The 7,274-nt window shown below is 41.5% G+C and carries 8 protein-coding genes; 5 read left to right on the plus strand and 3 right to left on the minus strand.

What is annotated here, in order from left to right; all coding sequences use genetic code 11:
- The first annotated feature begins 65 nt into the window (after positions 1-65).
- Entirely contained in the window at positions 66-1,631 is a 1,566-nt protein-coding gene (locus tag SLU01_RS12150; RefSeq protein ID WP_373866420.1) for a BCCT family transporter, read from the plus strand.
- Between the two features lie 186 nt (positions 1,632-1,817).
- Here the strand turns inward: SLU01_RS12150 and SLU01_RS12155 are convergent, their stop codons facing one another.
- Both SLU01_RS12155 and SLU01_RS12160 read right to left on the minus strand, forming a co-directional pair.
- Positions 1,818-2,240, minus strand: coding sequence for a protein-tyrosine phosphatase family protein (locus SLU01_RS12155; protein ID WP_147058661.1), 423 nt, complete (start codon positions 2,238-2,240; stop codon positions 1,818-1,820).
- Complete coding sequence (locus SLU01_RS12160) at positions 2,221-2,982, minus strand: metallophosphoesterase family protein (RefSeq protein ID WP_147058663.1); 762 nt, start codon at positions 2,980-2,982, stop codon at positions 2,221-2,223. Before SLU01_RS12160 ends, SLU01_RS12155 begins: the two co-directional genes overlap by 20 nt.
- A 92-nt stretch (positions 2,983-3,074) precedes the next feature.
- Here SLU01_RS12160 and SLU01_RS12165 point away from each other — a divergent pair, with 92 nt between their 5' ends.
- Together SLU01_RS12165 and SLU01_RS12170 are read left to right on the plus strand one after the other, a co-directional pair.
- Positions 3,075-3,749 carry an SOS response-associated peptidase gene (locus tag SLU01_RS12165; RefSeq protein ID WP_147058708.1) on the plus strand — a complete coding sequence of 225 codons (675 nt, stop codon included), beginning with the start codon at positions 3,075-3,077 and terminating at the stop codon, positions 3,747-3,749.
- Between the two features lie 59 nt (positions 3,750-3,808).
- Entirely contained in the window at positions 3,809-4,381 is a 573-nt protein-coding gene (locus SLU01_RS12170) for a hypothetical protein (protein WP_147058665.1), read from the plus strand.
- A 93-nt stretch (positions 4,382-4,474) separates the two neighbouring features.
- Here the strand turns inward: SLU01_RS12170 and SLU01_RS12175 are convergent, their stop codons facing one another.
- The gene (locus SLU01_RS12175) at positions 4,475-5,359 is read right to left on the minus strand and encodes a glycine betaine ABC transporter substrate-binding protein (RefSeq protein ID WP_147058710.1); all 885 of its coding nucleotides are present in this window, start codon (positions 5,357-5,359) and stop codon (positions 4,475-4,477) included.
- Positions 5,360-6,430: 1,071 nt separating this feature from the next.
- Between SLU01_RS12175 and SLU01_RS12180 the strand changes: the two genes are divergently transcribed.
- Both SLU01_RS12180 and SLU01_RS12185 read left to right on the plus strand, forming a co-directional pair.
- Entirely contained in the window at positions 6,431-6,652 is a 222-nt protein-coding gene (locus tag SLU01_RS12180; RefSeq protein ID WP_170232695.1) for a hypothetical protein, read from the plus strand.
- A 52-nt stretch (positions 6,653-6,704) separates the two neighbouring features.
- The gene (locus SLU01_RS12185; protein WP_147058669.1) at positions 6,705-7,136 is read left to right on the plus strand and encodes a hypothetical protein; all 432 of its coding nucleotides are present in this window, start codon (positions 6,705-6,707) and stop codon (positions 7,134-7,136) included.
- Positions 7,137-7,274 lie beyond the last annotated feature (138 nt).

The following is a 7,274-nucleotide window of genomic DNA, read 5'->3' on the forward strand; positions in this document are numbered from 1 at the left end:
ACGTTACCTTATAGGAGTTTTAGGGTATAGGATTAGTATCTAACTAAATGGGAGTCGATTTTGTTTTGGACAGAAAGTTTTGGAAAAACCCGGTGTTTTCGATATCGGCCGTCATTATTTTTATTCTTGTAATCATAGGAGCAGTCATTCCGAAGCCTTTTGGAAAGGTATCGGGGCACTTATATGACTTTACAACAACAAAGTTCGGTTGGTTTTATTTGTTAACGGTATTCATTATCGTCATATTTCTAGTCGGTTTGGCTATAAGTAAATTTGGAGCAATTCGTTTAGGAGGGGATGAGGAGAGGCCGGATTATCCATTCTTCACTTGGATTGGAATGCTGTTTTCAGCAGGATTCGGTGTCGGCCTAGTATTTTGGGGAGTTGCGGAACCGATGAGCCATTATTTCATCTCTCCTCTTAAAGGCGTGGAGCCGCAATCACAAGAGGCGGCCCGGATTGCGATGGGATATTCATTCTTCCATTGGGGAATTTCGCAATGGGCGATTTTCGGCATTGTAGGTCTCGTGATCGGATTTCTGCAGTTTCGGAAAAAAAAGGATGGGCTTATTTCTACAGCGCTTGAACCATTGGTCGGTTCTAATAAACATCTGAAAACGGGCATTGATTCCTTTGCGGTTATTGCTACCGTAATGGGGATTGCTACTTCGCTAGGCATGGGTGTATTGCAGATGAGCGGTGGTCTGGAGTATGTTTTTCATACAAAAAATAGTTTTTTAATACAGCTCATTATTATCTTCATCGTTTTCGTCGCTTATATGCTTTCTGCATCTTCGGGTTTGAATAAAGGGATTGCATATTTAGGTAACTTCAATTTGGCCATGGCCATTGCATTGCTTTTATTTTTCTTCATAGTCGGGCCGAAAGTGTTCATATTGGAAAGCTTCACATTGGCGATAGGGGATTATATTAATAATTTCATCCGATATAGCTTGCGATTGCAACCGTATCAAGGAGGAACATGGGTTAGGGAATGGACGATTTTCTATTGGGCATGGACGATTGCTTGGTCGCCCTTCGTCGGGGCCTTTGTGGCAAGGGTATCGAAAGGGCGTACGATACGTGAATTCATTGCCGGAGTTATGATTATTCCTCCTGTGTTTGCATGTATGTGGATTGCGACTTTGGGAGGCACGGCCTTGTATAGCGATTTGAACAAGGGGACACAGATTGCGGAAGCGGTCGATGCAGAAGTGACTTCCGCCATTTTTGAAACGCTGAAACATTTGCCGTTTACTGGAATTGTTTCGTTCTTATCGATCATTCTTATTTTCACCTTTCTTATTACTTCGGCAGATTCCGCTACGTATATTTTAGCAAGTATGACGACGAAGGGAAGTTTATTCCCGCCGTTGCTCGTTAAGATGATCTGGGGCTTTTTGATGTCTGCAATTGCTGCGGTTTTGCTATATGCAGGCGGTTTGGAAGCATTGCAATCAGCTTCGCTTGTATCTGCACTTCCATTCACGTTGTTCCTTATTTTGTTAATGTTTTCGTTAGCGAAACTGCTTAGAAAGGAACCGATAACGGTGAGGCCGACTGATATTAGGCGATTCGAGAAGATCGAACAGGAAGTGAAGAAGAAGGAAAGTAGAAGAAAGAAGAAGTGAGGAAAGAAGGAGCTGTCCAGAAAGTCAGTACAAACTGATTTTCTGAACAGCTTTTTTCTTTTATTGCCCCTGGATCAGCAAAAACAGGCATTACGGTCAATTAAACGTCTTTTAATGTCCTGTTCGACAGCTCCTATCTGCTGTTCATGAGTATTTTTAAGTTTCTAGTACAAAATCCTGAACACCTTATTTATACAGCCTTTTCAATGCTTCTTTGAAGGCTGGTTTAATATTCGTTTCCGGTCGGATCGCTTCGGTCATCAATTCCGCTTCCTCCACGTTTTCCGCTTTGCCCAATTCAAGTAAAGTGGCTGCAGCGAGTGTGCCGCCGCGGCCTCTGCCTGTGTTGCAATGGAAGTAGACGTTTTTACCTTCACGATAAGCTTCCATCACTTTATTCACAGCCTCTCGGATCGAATCGTCTTGGGATTCTGCATCGTCCAATAACGGTTGGTGAATACTGATTTCACTTGGCAATTCTCCGTCAACGTCTGCACGCAAGTCATAGATGACGTCAATCTTCTCGTTTGCCATCAACTCTTCAATCGCGTCCACACCTCCGAAAAAGATGCGATCTGTTACTATAGCTTTATACGGTTTGTTTGTCATTATTTTTCTCCTCTTTCTTTCGTTGAAGATGCTCCGCTTTTATTGAGTAAACGGTTTTACCCGGCAATTCAAGGCAGTTCAACTGTCCTCCGTAGACTGCTGCGCCATCGATTCCTATTATTCGATTTTCCCCATAGAAAACAGAGAAGTTCTGCTTGTCCTTATGTAAAACTTTCGTTGGCGTATGGCCAAAAATAACGGTCTTTTCTCCGCAATAACCGTTATGGAATAAATCCCTGATCCAAATGAGTTCATATGGATCTGTCTCGTCAAGTGTTTTCTCTGGATGGACGCCGGCATGGACGAAAATGATGTCATCCGTTTCTATATAATACTCCAGGGTGTCAATGAATTGAAGATGCTCCTCTAACTTTTCAGAGTAGATGATCGGTTTTTCGAATGGCTCATCTTCTTCAATGATAAATTGGTGTTCCGAAAACCCATAGCTTTGCAACGTTTGGCTTCCGCCATTACGGTTTGTCCAGTTTTTCCATGCTCTTTCATCATCTGTCGTCAATGCTTTAACCATCATATCCTCATGATTGCCTTTCAATACGATTGCCCCAGCATCTTTCAACTGGATCACTTTCTCAAGAACCCCTTTGGAATCAGGGCCGCGATCGATATAGTCGCCCAATAGAATTAGTTGGTCTGCTTTCGCATCGTAGTTCGCAGTTTCTAATAGCTTTTCCAATAAACCCAGTTCCCCATGAATGTCACTAATGACCAATGTTCTTTTCAATGGTATCATCCTTTCCATAACGCCTATCATGATTCTATCGCATTTTCATGGTACGATTAACAAAATAGTCTCAAAAGAAAGGGAAGATGTTCATGTGTGGTCGTTTTACCCTATTCGCACCGTATTATGAAATCATGGAACGTTTTGATATTGAAGCCGCTTTTGCAGAAAGTGATTATATTCCCAGCTATAATATTGCACCTTCACAACAAGTCGCGGCTATTATCAATGATGGAAAGAGAAATCGTCTCGGTCATTTACGTTGGGGGCTCATCCCGCCGTGGGCAAAAGATGAGAAAATCGGCTATAAAATGATCAATGCAAGGGCGGAAACTGTAGCAGAAAAACCGAGTTTTCGAAAAGCCTTCAGTAAAAAACGTTGTATCATTCCTGCTGATTCCTTTTATGAATGGCAAAAACAAAACGGTGAAAAGATCCCGATACGAATCAAGTTGAAAAACGATGAATTGTTTGCAATCGCAGGGCTCTGGGAGACTTGGCAATCCCCAGACGGCAAATTACTCCATACATGTACTGCCATTACTACTGAACCGAACGAGCTGATGAAACCAATTCATGATCGAATGCCTGTCATTTTGAAAAGGGAAGATGAGGCGGCTTGGCTAGACCCGTTGAATTCCGATATTCATTTCCTGGGGAATATGCTAAAGCCTTTTGATGAGGCTCAAATGGACGCATATAGTGTCTCTTCGGCTGTTAACTCACCGAAAAATAATGAAGAATCACTTATTCTTCCAGTTTGTTAATTGAAATTTGAAACGAATCTCTTTTGACCGCGTCTACTCTTCAAAGGGGAGGGGTTGGCGTGAGGAAAATAAGATATATATTGCCTGTTGGATTCTTGTTCGTCATGCTTCTATCGTTACAACCGTTAGAAGCTTCAGCTTGTTCATGCGTCATGCCGCCACCGCCTGAGGACGCGCTCAATGAGGCGGATGCAGTTTTCAGCGGGGAAGTTGTTGAAGTTGATGAGAACAGGAAACTCCTTGGAGGTTCCTATGGCAAAACGGTCCAATTTAATGTGGATGAAACTTGGAAGGGAATAGATGAATCTGAAATTGCCATTACAACGGGGTTAAGCGGTGGTGATTGTGGAATTTCTTTTGAAAAGGGACAAAAATACTTGGTGTATGCATCGGCAAGTAATATGTATGTAGCTGGCACTCTTTCCACGACGATTTGTCACAGAACAACTGAACTTGCCAATGCGGCAGCAGATTTGAATGCATTGGGAGAAGGCGAGGAAATCAAGCAGCTGGATGAAAAAATTGATGAATCTACCAATTTTCCATGGTGGGCGTTCGCCATTTTCAATCTTGGATTAATCGCTATATTTATTGGTTTCCGAGTTAAGTCACTAATAAAGGCGCGCAGCTAAATTCATAACGGGTTCGACCTGTGGGAAGAAAAAATTAAAAGGGACAAAAAACGATTCCACATGCATCACAACATGTGGAATCGCTTTCAATCATCAATTCGATTTTAAATCTTCAATTGAATCGACGCCCTCCATATAGGTTGGCACTGCCAAACCTTGCTTGACGCCTACCATACTTACACCGATATCTTCAAATTCGCCTTCGAACTTCTCAACATATGTTTTATGCGTGTTTGGCAACCAAGCGGCAAATGTTGCATCTGCACTTCCGTCAGCAACAGCTGAAAACATAGGACCTGGTTCTACCATTGATAACTGGACATCATAGCCCATATCTTCGAGAACGATTTTCATCATGTTATGGCTTGCCAATTCACTATCCCATGGCGCATACACAAGTTTGATCGTCTCACCGTTCACTTTAGCGACACCGTCTGTCCATTCGGATACTTTATCTTGATTATCATCAACCCAAGTACGTGCAGCCACTTCAGGTTTTTCGCCATCTTCAATCGCAATCATAATTTCCGCCATATCATCCATATCCCATGAAAAACGTTGGAAAATCGTGTAGGCTTCAGGGAAATCTTCCTTGAACCCTGTACGTCCTAGCGTATGGATTTCCTCGGCATCCCCATAAATCAGTTGAGGATCATCTAAATATTTCAAGTCGAATTTTGAAAACTTCCAGTGCGGACTCCACGCTGTTATGATAATCGGTTCTTCTTTATCATAAGCCCTTTTTAAAGCGGCCGTCATCGCGGCACCGGAGCCTGAAGTGACGTTCCAATCTGGCAGATCATATTCTTCAAGAACTTTTGCTGTCAGCTCCATATGTCCAGATCCAGGGTCAATCCCTGTAATTGTATAGTCGACTGATTCACCAACGTTTCCAGTTGTTCCGGATATTTTCTCATCATCATTTTTTGCATCAGCATTTCCACACGCAGCAAGCCCAATTGCTAACACTGCGGTCATTCCAATTCCAGTTGCTTTTTTAAAAAGTCTCAAGTTCTTTATTCCTCCTCAGTTTATCCGATAACTCGGATTGAAAACGATTCGGGTATAAATAAGCATGATGGGAAGTCGGATGGATTTCCAGAAGAGAGGGGCGTCATGCCCTTCATTTAAGAAGAATGAAAAAGGGAGCAATCCTTTATCGCGTGATCGGATAAGGAACTTGCTGTAAAAGGGGGAGTTACCTAGAAAACAAAATTTTTACGATGCCTATACAAGTTGCTAAACATTCCCTTTATAGTTAAAAACGATAGCTTCTCCCATACCGAGCGGTTTGCACTGCTTATGGATCTAGCCTCGATCGACAATAACCCCCTTCCGTTTTAATAAATTCACAAGACCACAAACTATCAAATATAAATTCCCTAATGATCTGGACTGTTCGCCATCAGCCATTCATTACCCGACAACTAGCTTACCATACTTTTCATCTCTTTTATTTTCAGGTATTCAGATAAAAGATGATTCATGATCCTTTATGCCTATCTGTTAGAAGAGAAAATTTGCAGATAGATAGCGGGAAGGAGCCCGATTACTAGGGCAATCCTGCGGTATCGTAAATGCGGTGATTTTTTTGATTAAATCAATCAGCTTCGAAATTCAAAAAATATGAAATTGGGTGTAAGGTCCCCTTCATGCTCTCTATATTGTTCAAGGTTGAAATTACTTGTACAATGAATAACAATTCATATTGCTTACAAGAAAGGGGGTTTCCTAGATGTCTGGGCAAAAGGATACTAAAACGTCAAGAAAAAATGTACTCATTGTGGCATTAATATCGGTATCTTTTTAGTTAAATCCTTTGTCTGGGATGAATACATAGTAAATTCTACTGCCGATGCAGCGCTAGAAGATGTAAAAGGGGAGCCGGGCGTCGGATATGTCATAAGCAAGAACCAAAAAGTAGCCATAAAACCATATAAAGAAGGGTACAAAGTATATGCTGTTTCCAAAGGATTTTGGAGCTGGTCGGTCACAGACGAGCTGTTTATTACGAATGAAGACAGGGCCTTTGAGATAACGGAAGAGATCTTGCAATTTAAAGGAAATAAAAGAGTATATTTAACTTTCATCATGGACAAGGAGAAATCCTTCGATAGGATCACTGCCCAATCTCCGACCGTTGGAGCTATAAACTTTAATCGACTTGTATCGGATAATGGGTTTCTATACTACCAATATAGCGAAGACCCATTTGAGGATGTGACATACGAAGGGATTGGTTTTAATGGGAAGGTGGAGAAGTTGAAGTAGGAAGGGTATGATAAATTAATAGATATATTGCGACATAAGGAGGCAGCTTACCGTGCTCTTCATTTTCATTGCAATCGCCGTCCTTCTGGTGATTACAGCTGTACTAGTAATTATGAAAAAATATAAAAAAGAATTGATCGCCCAGAATTGGTATGATGAGTTCCAATATGAATTCCAATCAGTCGACTGCCCACATGCATTGCATTTCAAATTGGCAGAGACTGATTGGAAGTTTGCCTTTACGCCGAAAAAAGAGAAAAACTTCACAGTGAGGGCAGGTCCTTTCGCAAAAACAACCCATCAAGTCCACTATCGATTTTATTGCAAGGAATGCGAACGGAAGTGTTGGTTTGAGCAGACAAATTCCGTGCAGGATCATAAAGGGCTTTTCACGTTGCGTCTTAAGTATTTAGTAATCGGCTTCGCGACAATCATGCTACTGTTCATCATCTCCATGAACATCATTTTCCGCATCATCTTGTAAGGTAACTGTGTACATTATAACTACATAAGTAAGAAATAAATAGACGGTTAACCGAGCTTCAGCTGGCTAACCGTCTTATATTTATCTACTTGATTGAACTGTCATAAGTGTATGAAACCCCGTCTTTTATTTAAATGA

Origin of the sequence: Sporosarcina luteola, from assembly GCF_007991495.1 — a bacterium.
GTDB classification, from domain to species: domain Bacteria; phylum Bacillota; class Bacilli; order Bacillales_A; family Planococcaceae; genus Sporosarcina; species Sporosarcina luteola.